Source organism: Streptomyces sp. NPDC050619 (genome assembly GCF_040654815.1).
In the GTDB taxonomy this organism is placed as follows: domain Bacteria; phylum Actinomycetota; class Actinomycetes; order Streptomycetales; family Streptomycetaceae; genus Streptomyces.
Genome location: NZ_JBFAIR010000004.1, coordinates 304,543 through 321,926 on the forward strand (window position 1 = coordinate 304,543; position 17,384 = coordinate 321,926).

Annotated in this window: 14 protein-coding genes; 3 read left to right on the top strand and 11 right to left on the bottom strand. The window is 71.8% G+C overall.

The annotated features are described in order from the left end of the window. Window positions 1-24: 24 nt before the first annotated feature. Window positions 25-1,179, bottom strand: a complete 1,155-nt coding sequence (locus tag AB0I77_RS09775; protein ID WP_363281863.1) for a glycosyl hydrolase family 18 protein — start codon at window positions 1,177-1,179, stop codon at window positions 25-27. Between the two features lie 235 nt (window positions 1,180-1,414). Here AB0I77_RS09775 and AB0I77_RS09780 point away from each other — a divergent pair, with 235 nt between their 5' ends. Then, window positions 1,415-3,022, top strand: a complete 1,608-nt coding sequence (locus tag AB0I77_RS09780; protein WP_363282073.1) for a hypothetical protein — start codon at window positions 1,415-1,417, stop codon at window positions 3,020-3,022. A 28-nt stretch (window positions 3,023-3,050) separates the two neighbouring features. Continuing rightward, the gene (locus AB0I77_RS09785) at window positions 3,051-3,266 is read left to right on the top strand and encodes a hypothetical protein (RefSeq protein ID WP_363282075.1); all 216 of its coding nucleotides are present in this window, start codon (window positions 3,051-3,053) and stop codon (window positions 3,264-3,266) included. A gap of 36 nt (window positions 3,267-3,302) precedes the next feature. Here the strand turns inward: AB0I77_RS09785 and AB0I77_RS09790 are convergent, their stop codons facing one another. From AB0I77_RS09790 to AB0I77_RS09830, 9 genes are all read right to left on the bottom strand, one after another. Further along, window positions 3,303-5,924, bottom strand: coding sequence for a SpoIIE family protein phosphatase (locus AB0I77_RS09790; protein ID WP_363281864.1), 2,622 nt, complete (start codon window positions 5,922-5,924; stop codon window positions 3,303-3,305). 303 nt (window positions 5,925-6,227) lie between these two features. Continuing rightward, on the bottom strand, window positions 6,228-6,656 hold the full coding sequence (locus AB0I77_RS09795; protein ID WP_363281865.1) for an ATP-binding protein: 429 nt from the start codon (window positions 6,654-6,656) through the stop codon (window positions 6,228-6,230). Between the two features lie 99 nt (window positions 6,657-6,755). Next, on the bottom strand, window positions 6,756-7,166 hold the full coding sequence (locus AB0I77_RS09800) for a (deoxy)nucleoside triphosphate pyrophosphohydrolase (protein WP_363281866.1): 411 nt from the start codon (window positions 7,164-7,166) through the stop codon (window positions 6,756-6,758). A 45-nt stretch (window positions 7,167-7,211) separates the two neighbouring features. Next, entirely contained in the window at window positions 7,212-7,403 is a 192-nt protein-coding gene (locus AB0I77_RS09805) for an SPOR domain-containing protein (RefSeq protein WP_363281867.1), read from the bottom strand. Between the two features lie 392 nt (window positions 7,404-7,795). Next, window positions 7,796-8,548, bottom strand: a complete 753-nt coding sequence (locus AB0I77_RS09810) for a GntR family transcriptional regulator (protein ID WP_363281868.1) — start codon at window positions 8,546-8,548, stop codon at window positions 7,796-7,798. A gap of 167 nt (window positions 8,549-8,715) precedes the next feature. Beyond that, window positions 8,716-9,894 carry a DUF4190 domain-containing protein gene (locus AB0I77_RS09815; RefSeq protein ID WP_363281869.1) on the bottom strand — a complete coding sequence of 393 codons (1,179 nt, stop codon included), beginning with the start codon at window positions 9,892-9,894 and terminating at the stop codon, window positions 8,716-8,718. 165 nt (window positions 9,895-10,059) lie between these two features. Further along, window positions 10,060-12,273 (bottom strand): DEAD/DEAH box helicase, encoded by a 2,214-nt coding sequence (locus AB0I77_RS09820; protein ID WP_363281870.1) that lies wholly within the window; start codon window positions 12,271-12,273, stop codon window positions 10,060-10,062. 162 nt (window positions 12,274-12,435) lie between these two features. Further along, a complete protein-coding gene (locus tag AB0I77_RS09825; protein WP_363281871.1) occupies window positions 12,436-12,645 on the bottom strand; it encodes a hypothetical protein in 210 nt (69 codons plus the stop codon). Next, the gene (locus AB0I77_RS09830; RefSeq protein ID WP_363281872.1) at window positions 12,645-13,376 is read right to left on the bottom strand and encodes an ATP-binding protein; all 732 of its coding nucleotides are present in this window, start codon (window positions 13,374-13,376) and stop codon (window positions 12,645-12,647) included. The genes AB0I77_RS09825 and AB0I77_RS09830 overlap by 1 nt, the downstream gene beginning before the upstream one ends. Before the next feature lie 216 nt (window positions 13,377-13,592). On the opposite strand from AB0I77_RS09830, the gene AB0I77_RS09835 reads away from it, so the two are divergent. Beyond that, window positions 13,593-16,721, top strand: a complete 3,129-nt coding sequence (locus AB0I77_RS09835) for a family 20 glycosylhydrolase (protein ID WP_363281873.1) — start codon at window positions 13,593-13,595, stop codon at window positions 16,719-16,721. 78 nt (window positions 16,722-16,799) lie between these two features. Here AB0I77_RS09835 and AB0I77_RS09840 read toward each other — a convergent pair whose 3' ends face one another. Next, window positions 16,800-17,003, bottom strand: a complete 204-nt coding sequence (locus AB0I77_RS09840) for a hypothetical protein (protein WP_363281874.1) — start codon at window positions 17,001-17,003, stop codon at window positions 16,800-16,802. Window positions 17,004-17,384 lie beyond the last annotated feature (381 nt).

Here is a 17,384-nt window from a genome sequence, read left to right on the forward strand (position 1 = left end):
CCCCTTTTCAGCGCGGCCGGTTCCTCAGCGCACCCAGTCCTCCCGGTACGCCCTCCAGTCCTCCTCCTTGGCCGCGAAGTCCACGTACAGCGCGACGCCGAAGTCGGCGCGGTCGGCGTCCGTGCGGGACAGGCCGAGACGGACGCCGCGGACGGCGGCCGGGACGGTCTCGGCGTGATTCCAGTGGCCGAACTCGTTCTCGTGGTAGAAGGGCAGGCCCATGAGCAGGTCGGTGGACTTCGGAGTGACCTCCAGGGCCAGCGAGGTCTGCTGGGCGACATAGCCGCCGTAGGTGCTCTCCAGCGGCTGCATGGTGTCGTACGACATCACCGCGATCTGGTCGACGCGGCGCGCGACCTGGCCGAAGAACTTCTGCGACCACCACTTCGGGTGCCCCGCGACCGCGCCCATGAAGGAATGCAGTCCCGGCACCGGGTCGATCTGGTGGGCGGCGATCGACAGCTGAGCGTGCCGCGCGCGGGTGACGCGGCGCAGGGAGTCGAGGAGGGTGAGGTAGTCGGCGTCGTCCGAGTGCAGGGGCTCCAGGTCGAAGTGGACCCCGTCGAAGCCGGTGGCCAGGATCTGCCGGGCGGAGGCGACGACGGCCGCACGGGTCTGCGGGCGCTCCAGCCGCATCCCGTCCGGGCTCTCGGTCGCGAGTACGTCACCGAGCCAGGCCTGGACGCGGATGCCGGGCGCCGCGGTGTGCATCGCGTCGATGAACCAGCGAGCCCGCGGATAGAGCGACTTGGGCAGCGTCCCGTCGTGCTCCAGGGGGCCCGAGTGGACGTACAGGTCGCGGATACCGGTGGTCTCCAGGCTGCGGGCCAGGGCGGTGACGTCGGCGTCCTTCTTCCGGCCGTCGACCCAGGCGTGGCCTAGCCAGATCGCGTCCTTGTTCCTGGTGTACGTGCCGTCCGCCGGATCGCCGGAGTAGTTCACGCGGAGGGCGATCTGGGAGGCGAGGACGGGGAGGACCAGGGCGAGGACGAGGGCGAGCGCCGTGCGGCGGGTCCAGCGGACCCAGGGGCGGCGGCGTCTGGGTCTCGGTTCCGGTGTGGCCTGATCGGCATCGGCGGACGCGGGTATCTCGGGTGTCTCCCCCTTTGTCTCCCCTGTCTCCCCTGTCTTGGGCTCCTGCTCGGCTTCCATCCGCGTCCCCCCGGAATGTTCCGTCATATGTCCCCTCCCCCATCGATCCCCATGGATCCCCGTGGCCCCCCATCGGCCCTGTCGGGATACCCCCGCCCACCGCACCCGGTCGCGCGCCCGCGTTTCTGCTCATACGCTCCGAAATGTGACGTCATCGTTGATCCGGGGCCGGCCGCGGCGCACCCGCTCGCACATATCAGTACGGGTGGTGCATGCCGTACTGGGCGGTGCGGCCGGGCTGGTGTGGCTGGTGTTGCCAGGGATGACGGTCGAGAGCGACCTCCCGGTTGCGATCAACGGGCCCGGAGCCGTCGCGGCCACGAGCGCCCCCGCGCAGGAGGAGGATGAGACCTCCGCCGCCGACCTCGTCCTGCCGCTCGTCGCGGTGGGCGCCGCGGGCGCCCTCGCCGGGTATGGCTATGTACGACGCACTCGGCGCGCCCGGACCCGTACGACGCCCGCCGGCACCCCCACCGCACCCTCCGCCCCGCCCCTGACCGCGCTCGACAAGCAGGCCCGCGCCCTGCTGACCGAGGCCGACGACTGCGTCCGCACCAGCCGCGAGGAGCTCGGTTTCGCCGAGGCCCGGTTCGGGACCGAGGCGGTCGCCCCCTTCGCCTCGGCCCTGCGGGACGCGGAGTCCGAACTGTCGGCCGCCTTCCGGATGCGCCAGCGGTACGACGACGGCGTCCCGGCGGACGAGACGTCCCGGCGGCATGTGCTCGCCGGGATCGTGGGCCGGTGCCAGGAGGCGGGCCGACGGCTGGACGCGCAGGCGCCCGCGTTCGATCAACTCCGTGCCCTGGAGCGGGAACTCGGCGCGGCCCTGGCGGTCGCGGAGACCCGGTTCCGGGAACTCGCCGGGCGCACGCCGACCACGCAGGCCACCCTCACCGACCTCGCCGAGTTGTACGCGCCCTCCGCCGCCGCCCCGGTCACCGGCTACGTCGAACAGGCCAAGGACCGCCTGGTGTTCGCCGGCGCCCGCCTCAACCAGGCCCGTCAGTCGGCCGACATGGATTCCCCCGAGCGCGCGGCCCGGCATCTGCGCGCCGCCGAGGGCGCCGTCGATCAGGCCGCCGTCTTCCTCAGCGCCGTACACCGCCTCGCCGACGAGCTCAGGGCGGCGACGAAGCTGGTACCGGCCGCGCTGACCGGCGCGGAGGCGGAGCTCGCGGGGGTGCGGGGGGTCCTGCCGGCCGCGGGCGAGTGGGAGCAGCCGGCGGACGCGGGCATGGGCGCGATGGCGGGCGCGGTGCCGGATGCCGGGCGGGGCCCGGCGACGGGCGAGGTCGAGGCGGCGGACGACGCGGGCAGACCGGTGCCTCCCGGCGCCCCGCCGGACGTCCCCGTGGGCGAGCTGCGGTCGCGGGTCCTGCACGCCGACGCGGTACTGACCTCCGTACGACAGGAACTGACCGGAGGGCAGCCGTACGACCCGCTGGACGTCCTGCACCGGATCGTGCGGGCCCTCGCACCGGTCGCCACCGGGCGTGCCGGGGTCCTCCCCGCAGCCGCCCGGCTGACCGCGCACAGCGCCACGGCGGCCGCGGACGACTTCGTCACCACACACCGGGGCGCGGTCGGCGCCGACGCCCGCACCCGGCTCGCGGCGGCGGCCCAGGACCTGCTCCACGCCACGACCCTCACCGACCTGGCGAGCGTCCGAGCCCTGGCCCGGCAGGCCCACGAGCTCGCCGAGCAGGACGTACGGACGCACGGCAATCCGCTCGCGGGGGCGGCCGACGCGAGCAGGGCCGGCGGGGCTGTCCTTGGCGGGATCCTGCTGGACGGCGGCTCGGGCGACAGCCCGCCCGCGTGCTTCGGCGGACCGCTCACGCGAGCACGCCGCAACCTCCCGCCCGGGTAAGGGATTTCTGTACAGTGCGTCCGTGGAAATCAAGTGCACCCAGTGCCAGGCCGTCGACCTGGAGCCCGGGTTCATCGAAGACAGCGGTGACCATGCGAGCGGGTACACCCGTTGGATACCCGGGCCACTGGAACGGGGGATCTTCGGGGGAGCCAAGCGCTGGGGGCGTCCGCGGTACCAGATCGACGCCTACCGGTGTTCCGCTTGCGGCCACCTCGAACTCTTCGCCTCGCACGAGGTCTGACGTCACGGTCCGACCGCCGCTCCCGCCGCACCCCTGTCAGAACAGACTCAGCAACGCCTCCGCCGGATCCGCCAGCCCGGTCTCCCCGTCCGGCAACGGCAGTTCGAACCACACCGTCTTGCCGCGCGGGGTGCGTCGGGAGCCCCAGGCCGCGCTGAGCAGGCCGACCAGTTGCAGGCCCCGGCCGCCCTCGTCCGTGTCGCGGGCGCGGCGGCGGCGGGGCTGGACCAGGCCGGAGTCCCAGACCTCGCAGACCAGGGTGCGGTCCAGGAGGAGCCGGAGCCTGATCTCGCCCTCGCCGTACCGCAGCGCGTTGGTCACCAGCTCGCTGACCAGCAACTCCGTCGTGTCGACCAGCGGTTCGAGGTCCCACGACTGCAACTGTGCGCGCGCGTACTCACGGGCCCGGCCCACGCTCTTCGGCTCACGCGGCAGCGTCCAGTCGCCGACCGAGTCGGCGGGCAGGCCCTGGACACGTGCCATCAGCAACGCGATGTCGTCCTCGCCGTGGTGCGTGTCAAGGGTGTTGAGGACGTGGTCGCAGACGTCCTCCAGGGGAGCCGAGGGGTCCGTGAGCGTGTTGACGAAGGCCTGGAGACCCTCGTCCAGCGGATGGTCCCGCGATTCGACCAGTCCATCCGTGTAGAGCGCGAGCAGTGCGCCTTCGGCGAGTTCGACCTCGACCTCCTCGAAGGGCTCGCCGCCCACGCCGAGCGGCATGCCCGGCGGCACGTCGAGCATCAGCGCGTCCTCGCCGGGTTCGACCAGGACGGGCGGCAGATGGCCCGCGTTGGCGAAGGTGCAGCGCCTCGTCACCGAGTCGTAGACCGCGTACACACAAGTCGCCAAGTACACCTCGGACAGGTCAGCCTCGCGCGGACGGCGAGCCGCCCGCGTGGCCTGCTGGACGCCGCCCGGCGCGCCGAGCCCGCGTGCGATCTCGTCCAACGCGGAGAGGACTTCGGCCGGTTCGAGGTCCAGCAACGCCAGCGTTCGTACGGCGGACCGCAGTTCGCCCATCGCGACCGCCGCCCGCAGGCCCCGGCCCATCACATCCCCGACCACCAACGCCGTACGGTGACCCGGCAGTTCGATGACGTCGAACCAGTCGCCGCCGACCTCGCTGGGCCGGTCGGAGGAGGAGTTGCCGGGCAGGTAGCGGCAGGCGATGTCGAGGCCGGAGGCCACCGGGTCGCCGGGCGGCAGCAAGGACCGTTGCAGTATCAGCGCACGCTCGTGCTCGCGCCGGTACAGGCGGGCGTTGTCGATACAGACGGCCGCCCGCGCCGCCAACTCCACCGCCAGGTCCCGGTCCCGGTCGCCGAACGGCTCGCTGCCCTTCGTCCGCGCGAACTGCACCAGGCCTACGACCGTGTCGTGGGCGACCATCGGCACGGCGAGCGTGGACTGGACGAGGCCGCCCTCCTCGGGCGGGATGGACTTCGGCCGGGCGGTGCGCAGGGCGCGCGCGCAGGGCGAGTTGAAGGGGTAGTGGTGGACCGCGCCGAGGGCGACGGGCTTGCCCGACCCGGCGAAGGGCTCGTCGGAGACGGCGCTGGCGAAGGCGACCCGGCGCAGCTCCGCGCTGCCGTCGGCGAGGCCCGGCGGGGTCTCGTCGCCGACCAGCAGGCCCTGGTAGAGGTCGACGGTGGCGAGGTCGCAGAAGCCGGGGACGACGACGTCGAGGAGTTCGCGGGCGGTGGTCTCCAGATCGAGGGAGTTGCCGATGCGGGCGCCGGCCTCGTTCAGGAGGGCGAGATTGCGCCGGGCCGCGGCGGCCTCGCGGGCGGCGGCGCGGCGGGAGGTGATGTCGGTGCCGAGCCAGGCGATGCCGATCGGGCGGCCGGAACCGCTGTGCACCCGATAGAGGTTGATGGACCAGTGGCGGCGCTCCCGCGAGCCCGGCAGGGAACCCGTGACGTGCATGTCCGTGATGGAGTTGCCGGTTTCCAGCACCCGGCGCAGGGTCGCGACGACCCGCTCGGCCTCGGGCCGCTGAAGGTAGTCGTGGACGCCGCGGCCGCGGTGGTCGTCGGGGCTGCCGCCGAAGGCTTTGGCGAACTGCTCGTTGGCGCGGCGGACCCTGAGGTCGGTGTCGATGAGCAGGAAGCCGAACGGAGATTGACCGAAAATGGACTGCGAAGCGGCAAGGTCGGTCTCAATGCTGCGCAGGGTGCGCACGTCGACGACGATGCAGACGGCGGCCTTCTCGCCGCCTTCGCTGCGCGTCGGCATGACGTACACCTCGGCGAGGCCCTGCCGTCCGGGTTCTCCGGCCGCCGAGTCCGGCGTGCGGAAGGGGACGACTCCGGTCCACTCGCGGCCGTCGAGGATCTCGGCCATCTTCCGCTGGCCCCGCTCGCGCAGATCAGGGTCGATGAACGCCTCGATGGGGTCCATGCCGACGGCGTCCTCGGCGGCGATACCGAAGAGCTGCTCGGCGCGCAGGCTCCACTGGTCGACCAGCCCGTCGGGGCCGATGGAGAAGGAGGCGACCTTGATGTAGTCGTAGATGGAGCCGGGCGGACTGCTCTGCCACATGGCGTCGCCGGGCGGCACATCGCCCGGTACGGTCTCGGCCGCATCCCTCGCGGCCCCTGTCCTCGCGCCGTCCGACGGGTCCTCGGACTCCGTGGCCTTCGCTGGTATCTCGCTCACGCGAACCGTCCCCTCCAGCTCACCGCGTCCGGCACCGGTCACCGGGGGCGGCTGCCCGCAGTATCCAGCACTACGGCGCCGCACGACACGGTGTTCACGATCACAGCACGGTCCCGATGATTTTCGGTCCGTACCGCGACAACACCTACAGTCTTCTAACCAGCGGACACGTCATCGAATCACGCTCTTCGACAACCACCACTGGCCTGAACCACTCCCTCTACAGCCCGAGCACGAACGTACAGGAGCGGACGGGCGGATTCCGGCCGGACCTACGGCACCGGCATCGAGGGACCGGCAGCCTCATCCTGGCACCGCGAGTTCGAACCACACCGTCTTTCCCGCCTCGCCGGGCCGGGTACCCCAGCGGCGCGAGGAGAGGGCCACCAGTTGCAGACCGCGGCCACTCTCGTCCTCGAGGCGGGCGACGCGCTCGCGGGGCGGGTCCGGGAGCGGGTCGGAAACCTCGACCAGCAGCACGTCGCCGAGACCCGCGGGGCGCACCAGACGTACCCCGATGGGACCGGTGGCGTGCCGCAGGGAGTTGGTCACCAGCTCACTGACCAGCAGTGCCGCCAGGTCGGCCAGGCTGTCGAGGCCCCACTCGCGCAACTGCCCGCGGACCACGGCACGGGCGGTGCGCACGGCGCCCGGGTCCGCGGGAAAGGTCCACTCGGCGCAGCCGCCTTCGGTGTCGATCACGCCGATCACATCCCGGGCCGGCCAGTTCACCCCATGTCCGGTTTCGTGGGGTTAATGGGCACATACCCGATATCCAGGAGCCAGTACCGCACTCAACGGCGCACTGTGGCACGAACGGCGTACGGGTGATCAGTGCGCGCCGGCGTCGAGCCGCGCGAGCACCTCGCGCACGGCGGGCAGGTCCTGGTCCAGCCAGTTCACGTCCCAGAGCTCGCCGGGGGCCAGCCAGCGCAGTGCGTCATGGTCCTGGAGGGGCTCGGGACGGCCGGATCCGGGGAGCAGCCGCGCCGTCCACACCTGGAGGACGTACGGCGGCCTCAGGGGCCACTCCCCCGGGACGCGCTCGACTGGCTCGGCCTCGACACCGAGTTCCTCGCGCAGCTCGCGCACGAGTGCCGCCTCGGGTGTCTCGCCCCGCTCGACCTTGCCGCCGGGCAGCTCCCAGCGGCCGGCCAGTTCGGGGGGTGCGCTGCGGCGCGCGGCGAGCAGGTGGCCGCCGTCGAGCAGGGCGGCCCCCACCACCACGATCCGTTCCGTCATGCGCGGGAGCCTACGGGAGCGCCTGCACCCGTCGCGGACGGGGAATCAGTCGTCCGTGTTCGCGGCGTTCTGGCTGATGCGCTCGACCCAGTACAGCTGCTTGTGGCCGCGACCGTCGAGGCTGTCCGCGATCTTCTGGGCCTCGGCCCGGGTCGCGTAACGGCCCACGCGGTAGCGATTGCCGTTGTCGTCCTGCCGTATGACGCCCCAGGGAAGAGTGATCGTGCTGTCGTTCACCGCGCCCCTCCACTTCCCGTCCGCGGCCTGCTCCGCGCCCCGCCCGATAAGGAAACCGCAATCCGCATATGCCCGAGCCTACGCCCAACCTTTACTCAGCGAACACGGATTTTCACAAAGAGGTACGCAACCAGCCAGGACGGACTCGCCCGCCAGGGGGCGCACTTCGCCGAACACGCCCCCTGTAGGCGTGTCCGCATCCGGTCGGCGGCACACCTCGCACGCCCGTGTCGACCTGCGAAAACGGCTGGAATCCAACGCCCGGCGAAAGAGCGCGGGTTGGGCCTTCGCCGGAGGCAACTGCCAGAAGGGCGTGCGCCGCTGATCCGGGAGTGTGCGCTACTTCACTCGACGAGCGCCGAGGCGGAGCGTGAACACACCGGACGGGCGCACTACTTGACCGGAAGGTGGTAGGAGACCTGGTAGCGATCGGCCGGGATCACCACGTCCGCCGTCTCCACCGGGCGGCCCGAGGCGTAGTACGTGCGCTGGACGACCAGGACGACATGGCCAGGGACACCGCCCAGAGTGAGCAGTTCGTCGGCGAGGCCGGGGCGGGCGCTCACCTCCTCGGTGACGTTGTCCACGATCACGTCGATGGCGGCCATGCGCTCGACCACGCCCATCCCGCCGAGCGGGCCCTCCTCGGGCAGCATCACGGGAGTACGGCCGGTGACGGCGATGGGTTCCCAGGACGTGGAGAGCATCATCGGCTCGCCGGAGTCCCGGAAGACGTACTTCGTGCACATCACGCGGTCGCCGGGCGGGATGCCGAGCCGCTCGGCGACGGTACCGCTCGCCTCGGCCTGCTCACTGCTGGACTCCCAGGTGCCGTGCGCCTCGGCGTCGGCCTGCTCCTGCCTGAAGGGTGTGGCCCCGCCGTCCGGACGGTATCCGGAGCGGGCGATACGGCGGGGCACGGACCGCTCGCGCACATACGTCCCGGAACCGGAGCGGCCCTCGACCAGCCCTTCGGCCATCAGCACCTTGCGCGCTTCGAGGGCGACCGTGTCCGAGACGCCGTACTCCTCGCGGATCCTGGCCTGGGACGGGAGGCGGGTGTGCGGTGGCAGCGAACCGTCGACGATCTTCTTGCGGAGATCACCCGCGACACGCAGATACGCCGGCTGCTCACCGAATGTCACTGGCCGCTCCCATCAGGTTGTACAGACAGCTACAGCCTGGCAACCGTGGGTTGAGCCATGCAAGCAAAGGCCAGAGAATCACTCGAAGTGATTACTTATGCCAGTGAAGGGCTTTACGCAGGCACTTTCTCCCCGCTATGGGGGCGGTTACACATCATGGAGGGCCGTTACACATCGAGGCGGGAGCTCCCGCCCCCACCGCCCCCACCGGCCTCGCCGCTGCCGCCGTCGTCGTAGGAGGGCGGGTTCGTGGCGAGTCCCAGAGCCTTGCGCGCGGTCACGGACTTGGTGGGGTCTTCGAGCCGCAGTGCCTCGTCGTAGTGCGTGTAGAAGGTGTCCACGTCGTCGGCTCCGGCCGCCTGCGACCACGGCTTTTGAAGGGCCTCCAGCTCCTTCACGACGACCGCGACCGGCTGCTTCGCGTCGGCCGGCCACGGGTGGCCGCTCAGCATCCCGGCCTCCTTGGCGAGCGCGGCCGACACCCGCGCGGCCCACTGCTTGTTGGCCGCGAGGTCGTCGTCGGGTGTGTCCTCGGGCGCCGAGTCCAGGGCCGTGTTCTGCGCGTCGACCGCCTTCAGGTAGGCGACCTGGTCCGCGTCGAGCGTCGTCTCGTCGTTGCGCAACGAGCCGCCGCCGAGGCTGGCGTTGGCGTCCGTGTTGCCGAACGAACAGGTGATCTCACGGTCGCCCAGGCGCCAACTCTCCGCGGACGGCACGATGTAGTACACGTCCACGTCGCCCGGCAGGGCCCAGGCATCCATGGCGTAGGCGTACTGGAGCGTGTAGCACTTGTCCTCGGCGGTCCGCGTGACCGACGCGTCGCCCGGGAAGGAGCCGCCCGGCAGCTTGACGACGGCGAACACCTCGCCGTCGTGCTCGCCGGCGCAGGGCACCTCGTCGAGGTCGTAGCTCGAACCCTCCATGCCACTGGGCGAGTCGAAGCACTCGCCCTGCGTCAGGGAACCCTCGCGCGCGCCCTCCTTGACGCCCTCCCAGATCCCCGAGACACCTCCCGTGGCGATGACCACCACCCACAGCACCAACCCGAAGGACGACAGCACGGACCCGGTGATGGCCATGCTCCGCCCGCGCTCGCCCTTCCGGTTGATCTGCCGGAGCGCGATCAGCCCCAGCACGAGCCCCACGACCGGGATGCAGCACAGGATGCCGAGCACGAGTGCGGCGATGGCGACGCCGTTGACCGGCGCCGGGCGGGCGTACGGGCTGTAGCCCTGGCCCCAGGCCTGGTAGGGCGGGGCCTGATAGGGCGGGTGCGGAGCGTAGGGACCATACGGCCCTTGAGGTTCCGGGGGTTGAGGGGCCCCAGGGGGCGGAGGTATGGACACGAGTACCGTGCTCCTGGTTCGGGCGGCGGGGCCGGGAGACGGCCGTACGGAACTGATGTACGACCGAGCGCATGGTAAGCGCGGTACCGGCGGGGGTGGAACGCCGGGGAGGAAAGCCACGATCCGGGCGGCCGGCACGGCCTCGCCGTGGCGGCGCCGTCCGCCTCAGGCCGTCCTCGCCGCCAGTCGCCGCTGTTCCTCCGCCACGATCCGGCGGGCCAGCGAGGCGTCCGAGACATCGATCGCGTCCGGTGTCGCCTCGGCCATGTCGCTGCGCCGGGCGAACGCGTCGAAGAGCCGGTCCTTGTTCCGGAGGATGTGCAGCAGCCGGTCGTCGACGCTGTCGGTGGCGAGGAGACGGTGGACCTGCACCGTGCGTATCTGGCCCATGCGGTGGACGCGGGCGACCGCCTGGTGCTCCACCGTCGGCTTGACCTGGGGCTCGCACAGCAGGACCACGGAGGCGGTCTGGAGGTTGAGGCCCACACCGCCGGCCTCGATCTGGGCGAGCAGCACGGCGTGGCCGTCCACCCGCCCGAAGTCGTCGATCAACTGCTGGCGGCGGGCGGCCGGCACGGGACCGGAGATCGGGCCGAACACCCTTGATTCCGGGGCCTGTTCTGTCATCGAAGTCGGCGTCGTAGTCGGCGTTGGCCCGGTCAGTGCCCGCTGCACCGTGGCGAGCACGTCGCGGAAGTACGAGAAGACCACCACTTTCAGGCCGTTGTCGGCGGCCTCGGCCACGAGTTCGCACAGCCGCTGGAGCTTCGCCGACTTCTCTGCGTCCGCGTACGCGGCTCGGCGCATCGCCATGAAGTTCCCGTCGGCGACCGCCTGTTCGTAGGCCTCTCGGTCGGCGGTGCTGAGCTCCTCCCATTCGTCGACCTGCACCAGCGCGGGCAGTTCGGTGAGGACGTCCTGCTGGTTGCGGCGCAGGTAGGCCGGGGCGACCGACTTGCGGAAGGCGTGGGGGCCCGCGGCCGCGCCGCCCCGGACGGCGGGCAGCAGGTCGGGGCGGAGGTGGCGGACGAGCGTACGGAACTCCTCGACGCGGTTCTCCATCGGAGTGCCCGTCAAAAACAGGACGCGGTCGCAGCGATCGGTCCACACCGCGACCGACTTGGCGCGGCGGGTGTCCGGATTCTTCACGTAGTGGGCCTCGTCGACGACGAGCATGCCCGGCTGTGTGCCGTCCGGAGCGGGCAGGGAGTGCAGTACGTCGAAGGTGGTGACGGCGACGCCGCCGCGCTCCCGCCACTCGGCGTACGCGTCCTGCCGGTCCGGGCCGTGCACCGTCAGGGCGCGCAGGGTACTGCGGGCACGGATCTCGCGGTTCCAGTTGATCAGCACGCTGGCCGGGCACACCACCAGGAAGTGGCTGTGGCCCTCGGCCGCGAGATGGGCCAGGGCGGCGATGGCCTGGACGGTCTTGCCGAGCCCCATCTCGTCGCCGAGGACGACCCGGCGCTGGGCGAGCGCGAAGCGGGCGCCGAAGGACTGGTAGCCGCGCAGGGAGACGCGGCAGTGCGTGTCGTCGAGCGGCTGGGCGTGGACGCGTTCGGCGATCTCCGAGGGCAGGAAGCCTTCGCTCGCCGCGATGTCTGGGCGGTGTTCGGAGACCTCGGCGAGCCGGCTGTAGTACTCCGCGGACCTCAGCTCGAAGTCGACCAGGGCCTCGATGTCGGAGACCGGCGGGCGCAGCAGGTCGGTGGAGGCCTGGGCGAGCAGCAGCCGTACGTCCTTCGTGGCCGCGTCGGCGATCAGCTCCCGCAGCTCGGTGACCGCGGCGAGTGCCGCCTCCCGCCGTTTGCGGCCGGTGAGGGCCAGCCGGATCCGGCCGGACGCGGGCCGGGCCGCGGGCAGCAGCACGCGCAGCCTCTCGTCGAGGCGGGTGGCCGCGTCCAGGGCACGGCGCAGCTCGGGGCCGGCCTCGACGAGGCGATGGAGCGCGACGACCAGTGCGGTGGTGTGCGGGTCGGGGTCGTCGACGTCGATGCGGACGGAGACGGTGTCGGCCACGGCCCGGGCGATCTGCCCGGCGGCGGCCAGGGCCCGGTCGGCGGTCTGCGCCCCGACGCCCGGTGCCTGCCGCAGCTCGTACCGGCTCGCCTCGTACACCGCGCGCACGGAGCCGAACCCGGCCGCCTCCACGGCGCCGAGCCGCAGCCGTCCCTCGGTGACGTCCTTCAGCCGGGCGACCGGGATGGACTCCAGTTCCTTCGCGACGAGTTCCGCCTTGATCGGCACGAGTGCCGAGCGGACGGCGTCGAGGGCACGGGCGTGGTCACCCTGGAGTGTCCGCGCCGCCTCGAACAACCGCGCGCCCTGCGCGCACAGCCGCCTGGCCCTCCGCCCGGCCTGCGGAACCTCCCCCTCCATGACACCCCCGTCTCCCCGCCACCCGGTCTGCCCCACTGCCCATCCATCGTGGCACGCGGCACTGACAATCCGGCTGGGACGGGAGGACGGGGCCCGTGAACCCGTCAGTTCAGACGTCACCCGCGCGTCGAGCGTCCCACTCACCGTCTCGCCGTACCGCCACTACTGGGGAACCGAGGCGATGGCCGGGCGCCGCCCTCGGAAGAGGCAGGGCGGGCTGAAGACCTCCAGCCGCATCTCCTCGTTCGGGTCCGGCGGCTCCCAGGTGATCGATGTGCCGCCCTCCGGGTTGCCGCCCGCCGCGACGACCCGGCCGTCCGGCAGCAGCACAGCCGTCGAGTGGTACTGGCGTGGCACGGTGGCGGCCGCCATCAGGGTCCAGCAGCGCCAGCGGGTTGCCGCCGGTGGCGCGCACCAGATCGGCCAGCACCTGGGGGGACGGCCTGACGCCGCGGCCCGCCAGCAGTTCGGCACGCGGTGGCGGGGAAGCCCGCCGGGTCGACGTCGGGCAGAGCCCAGGCGGACGGCTCCGGAGCCTCGGACCGGACGGCGAGCACCATCGCCACGTGTTCGCCGGACAGCCGCCGCGCCACGAACAGCAACACCCGCCGCGACGAGGCGTCCACCCACTGCACGTCGTCCACGAGTACGACCACGGGCGCGGCATCCGCGGCCGCCGCGAGGACGTTCAGCGTTCCCGCGCAGACGGCGAGGGGGTTCGGGGGCGGGCCGACCGCCAGGGCCAGGCACCCCTCAAGCGCGGAGCTCTGGGTCTGCGGCAGGTCCGCCAACCCGGCGCGGAACGGGGCCAGCAGATCGGCGAGCGCCGCGAAGGGCAGCACCGACTCGGACTCGACTCCGCGCAGCCGCACCACGCGCGCGCCTGCGGCCAAGGCGTCGGCGCTCGCGTAGTCCAGCAGCAAGGTCTTGCCCATTCCCGGCTCACCCCGCAGCACGAGCGCGGCCCCGCGCTCGGCGACCGCGACGAGCAGGCCGTCCAACAGTCGACGCTCCCGCTCCCGCCCCACCATCACCTGCTGATCCATCACCTGAGCCGCCGCCCCGTCCCCCGCGCCCCATGCGCTCGCGCTCAGTGCACTCACTGAAGCACAGACGGCAGTTCCCGACAATTGACTCCAACAGCCCTCTATCAGACCGAAGTTCGCGGTTCCGGTCAGACCCACGCCGCAATCGGAATCCGAACGCCTTCTTGGTTCAACGATTCATCTTGTTCTTGGATATTGGTGGCTCGTAACATCAGAACGCACGGCCGGAGAAGCAGCGTCACTGCCTCGTTCCAGCCCCGGACGGAGTTCCGTATGATCACGATCCGCCGCTACCTGCCCTCACTAGTCGTCACCTTCGGCCTGGTTCTGGGGGTGTTGTCGGCCGGCCCGCCCGCGGCGGCGGCGGCGGACGCCGACAGACCCTGGACCGTCCCCGCGCTCAAGCAGTGGACGGCGTCCTCCGGTTCGTTCACCGCCGACGCGGCCACCCGCGTGGTGGCCGCCGAGCCCGCCCTCGCCGCCACGGCCCGCACCTTCGCCGGCGACCTCGGCGATCTGCTCGGCCGCGAGGTCCGCGTCGTCCGGGGCCCTGCCCGGCCGCACGACGTCGTCCTGCGCACCGACCGCTCCGTGCGGCCGAAGGCCGAGGGCTACCGGCTGAGCGTCGCCGCCACCACCGTGATCAGCGGCGCCACCGACACCGGGGTGTTCTGGGGCACCCGTTCCGTGCTCCAGATGATCACCCAGGAGCGCACCCTCCCGGCCGGTACGGCGAAGGACTGGCCGGACTACCCCTACCGCGGCATCTCCCTGTGCAACTGCTCGAAGTTCTTCTCGGTGCCGTGGCTGGTGCGGCTCATCAAGGACATGTCGTACCTCAAGTACAACGAGCTGCACCTGGAGATGCGGGTCGCCTCCACGGAGCACCCGGAGAACGACTCCGCCACCGGTCCGGTGTACTCGCCCGAGCAGGTGCGCGAGATCGTCAGCGCGGGTGAGCGCTACCACGTACAGGTCGTCCAACAGGTCGGCACGCCCGGCCACATGGACTACTACCTGGCCGCCCACCCCGAGCTCCAGGCCACCGACACCTCCGGGGCGAAGAACACGTCCAACCTGGACATGTCCGCCCCGTCCGCGCTGCCGTACGTCAAGAGCCTGCTCGACGAGCAGATGCCGCAGTTCCCGGGCAGCGTCTGGTACGGCGGCGGTGACGAGTACCTGAGTGCCGCGGCCGACTACGAGAAGTACCCCTCGCTGGCCAAGTGGGCCCAGGAACAGGCGGGTTCCGACGCGCCGGCCGCCGACTCCTGGGTGCTGTGGCAGAACCGGGTCCACGACTACGTCGCGAGCAAGGGCCGTACCCTGCACGTCTGGAACGACCAGCTCTTCGAGGGGATGCCCACCAAGCTCGACCCGGGCGTCGCCGTCGACTACTGGATCCACCAGGACGGCCGGATGACCCCTGCCGAGATCGCCGCGAACGGCAACGACCTCGTCAACGTCTCCGACTCCCTGTACTACGCGAGCGGCGGCCCGCCCAACGCCCAGTGGATCTACGAGACGTTCACCCCCGGCCTGTTCAGCGGCGGCCTCACGGTGCCCGCCGACGACCCGCACCTGCTGGGCTCCGCCATGGGCGTGTGGCCCGCCGCGTACGGCGACAGCGAGGCCACCGTCGAGCAGGGCATGTACGGTCCGCTGCGCGCGCTCGCCCAGAAGAACTGGGGCTCCGCGCCGCTCACCTCCACCTACGCGGACTTCCAGCCCATCGAGCAGGCCATCGGCCACGCCCCCGGCTACCCCACCACGGGCACGCTCACCGCGGACCGCGTCTACACCCTGCGGGCGGCGGACGGCTCGTACGCCGTCGCCGACGGGGCAGCGGACCGTACCGGCTCGCTCGACACCGCCGCCGACCCGGGCACGGCCGGAGGCTGGCTCCTTCAGGGCGGCGACGGCGGCGTGTACACCCTGCGCTCCCAGGCGGACGGGCGCTGCGCCACGGTCTCCGGTCAGTCGTACACACAGGACGCACGCATCGTCACGACGGCCTGCGATGCCGGCTCGGACGCCCAGAGGTGGCTCGCCGAACCGACGTCCACAGGTCTGGTGCTCCGCTCCGACCTCAGCGGACGGGTGCTGACCGCGCCCTCGGCGGGGGCGGGGACCGCACTCGTCCAGCGGTACGACACCGGCGCCGACGGCCAGCGGTGGACGGCCACCCCGGCCACCGCGCAGCTGACGGGCAGCCTGAAGACGGCCGCCCCGGTCGTCCCCGCGGGCGGGCAGACCGACGTCACCGTGTCGCTCACCAACCACGGCGGCGCCCCGGTCACCCTGCCGGACACGTCGCTCGACACCCCCGCCGGCTGGACGGCCCAGCCGCAGGGCACGGCACCGGCGGCCCAGTTGGCCCCGGGCGCCACCGCGACCCTGAAGTGGACGGTGACGGTCGCGCAGGACGCCGCCACCGGCTTCGCGCAGCTGCGCGCCGTGGTCTCCACGGGCGTGACGGGAGCCACCGGTTCGGTGATGACGACGGCGGCGAACCTGAAGGGAGCCACCGCGTTCGACGCCGACTTCGTCTCCGGCACGGTCACCCCGGTCGACCTGGCCACCGGCACCGCGCAGGACTCCATCGCCGTAGGAAAGCTGCCCGGCACGGTCCTGGCCGATCCCTCGGGCACGACGCTGTACGTCGCCAACCAGGGTTCGGCGTCGGTCAGCGTCATCGACATCGCCACCCGCAAGGTCACCGCCACCATCCCGGTCGGCACGACCCCGGCGGGTCTCGCCCTGTCACCGGACGGCAAGACCCTGTGGGTGTCCGCGTACAGCGACAACGCCGTCGAGCCGGTGGATCTGGCCACGCGGACCGCGGGGCCGGAAATCGCCGTCGCCGCCGGGCCGGAGAACCTGGTCATCAGCCCGGACGGCAAGACCCTGTGGGTCGCCTGCCGCTCCGGGAACGCGGTCGTCCCCGTGGACACGGCCACCCGCACGGCGGACACCGCGATACCGGTGCCCGACAACCCCTTCGGCATCGCCATCAGCCCGGACGGCGGCACGGTGTACGTGGGCGAGCAGACCGGGAAGAAGGTACTGCCGATCGACACCGCCACGCGCAGCGCCGGCACTCCCATCGACGTCGGCGGCGCCCCCTTCGGCCTGACCGTCAGCCCGGACGGCAAGACCCTGGCCGTGGGTGTCAACGACACCTACACCGCGGCCTTCGTCGACCTGGCGACCGGCAAGGTCCGCAGCAGCGTCCTGCTCGGCCTTCAGCCCACCCAGATCGCGTACACCCCGGACGGGACGGTGGCCTACGCCGCGGTGGGTGCCGACGGCACGGTGGTGCCGATCCTGACCGCGAGCGGGGAGACGGGTCCGCCGATCAAGGTGGGCAGTTACCCGATCGGGATCACGGTCGTGGGGTAGGCGGCAGCTTGTCCGACACGAGGGCCGCCCAGGTGACTGTCATGACTGTCACCTGGGCGGCCCCGTGTCGGTGCGGGCTCAGCCGTTCGCCCCCGCCGGGGTCGTGGTGGTCTTGAAGCCCTCGGTCTTGTTGGCCTGGATGGCGAAGGCATTGGTGAACGTCTTGCTGAGGTCCACCGACGACTTCACGTTGCCGACCAGTTTCTCCGTCGCCAGCGAGGTCTTCGGACCGCCGGCGGGCATGAGGCCGTCCGGGAGGAACTGGCCCTTGTCCTCGTTCAACGGTGGCCGCGGAACGCGGAGTACGGGGGGGTACTCAGCGACGACTCCGCCCTGGGCAAGGACCCACCGCACCTGCACCGCCTGCTGGACAACGCGATCGACGCGACGGCGGGCGGGACCGGTCCGGCGGCCGGGGGGGGCGCTCCCGACGGGCAGAACGGATCCCGCCGAGACACCACTCCCGACGACCAGAACGACACCACTCCCGACGACCAGAACAGCCCCGGCCGAGACACCACTCCCGACGGGCGAACCACTGGCGGCGGGCGGGCTGCCCCCGGCCGACGGACCCTTCTCGACCGGCGAACCGCTCCAGGCGGGCGAGCCGGACCCGGCCGGAGAACCACTCCCAACTGGCGAACCCCTGCCAGCCGACCAACC

Coding starts and splice junctions, on each gene's coding strand:
- AB0I77_RS09775 (WP_363281863.1), bottom strand. CDS start 1,179: ATGACGGAACATTCCGGGGGGACGCGGATGGAAGCCGAGCAGGAGCCC.
- AB0I77_RS09780 (WP_363282073.1), top strand. CDS start 1,415: ATGACGGTCGAGAGCGACCTCCCGGTTGCGATCAACGGGCCCGGAGCC.
- AB0I77_RS09800 (WP_363281866.1), bottom strand. CDS start 7,166: ATGACGGAACGGATCGTGGTGGTGGGGGCCGCCCTGCTCGACGGCGGC.
- AB0I77_RS09820 (WP_363281870.1), bottom strand. CDS start 12,273: ATGGAGGGGGAGGTTCCGCAGGCCGGGCGGAGGGCCAGGCGGCTGTGC.
- AB0I77_RS09825 (WP_363281871.1), bottom strand. CDS start 12,645: ATGGCGGCCGCCACCGTGCCACGCCAGTACCACTCGACGGCTGTGCTG.
- AB0I77_RS09835 (WP_363281873.1), top strand. CDS start 13,593: ATGATCACGATCCGCCGCTACCTGCCCTCACTAGTCGTCACCTTCGGC.